Source organism: Aeromonas sp. 5HA1 (assembly GCF_029237245.1).
In the GTDB taxonomy this organism is placed as follows: Bacteria; Pseudomonadota; Gammaproteobacteria; order Enterobacterales; family Aeromonadaceae; genus Aeromonas; species Aeromonas salmonicida.
Genome location: NZ_JAACFW010000054.1, coordinates 1 through 530, shown reverse-complemented (window position 1 = coordinate 530; position 530 = coordinate 1). Strand labels below are relative to the sequence as shown.

The following is a 530-nucleotide window of genomic DNA, read 5'->3' as shown; positions in this document are numbered from 1 at the left end:
ACGCGACTTGTTGTCGTACAACAAGGACCAAAATAAAATTTGGTTTTCGCCAAGAAGTTTCCAAAGCACTTGTAACAAATGTTTGAGAACTACTTTTTAAATCAGCTTTCCAGATTGTTAAAGAGCAAACTTCATAAAGAAGTCAAAGGCATAGATTGAACATCAAGGCTCAATGCATGGCTTTTGCTTCTCACAAAATACAGTACCGATTATGGTGGAGCTATGCGGGATCGAACCGCAGACCTCCTGCGTGCAAAGCAGGCGCTCTCCCAGCTGAGCTATAGCCCCATAATCGGGAACGAAGTGGTGGGTCTGAGTGGACTCGAACCACCGACCTCACCCTTATCAGGGGTGCGCTCTAACCACCTGAGCTACAGACCCACTTCGTGTACTGTCTCTAAACTTGAATCAAGGCAATCTGTGTGAACACTCAACAACTTCGACATCTTAAGGTAAGGAGGTGATCCAACCCCAGGTTCCCCTAGGGTTACCTTGTTACGACTTCACCCCAGTCATGAATCACACCGTGG

The 530-nt window shown here is 46.6% G+C and carries 2 tRNA genes and 1 rRNA gene; all 3 read right to left on the bottom strand.

Annotation, left to right across the window (positions count from 1 at the left end):
* Positions 1 to 212 precede the first annotated feature (212 nt).
* A tRNA-Ala gene (locus GWQ27_RS22225) sits at positions 213 to 288 on the bottom strand.
* 16 nt (positions 289 to 304) lie between these two features.
* Positions 305 to 381, bottom strand: a tRNA-Ile gene (locus GWQ27_RS22220).
* A 72-nt stretch (positions 382 to 453) separates the two neighbouring features.
* Positions 454 to 530 (bottom strand): 16S ribosomal RNA (locus GWQ27_RS22215); the annotation flags it as partial.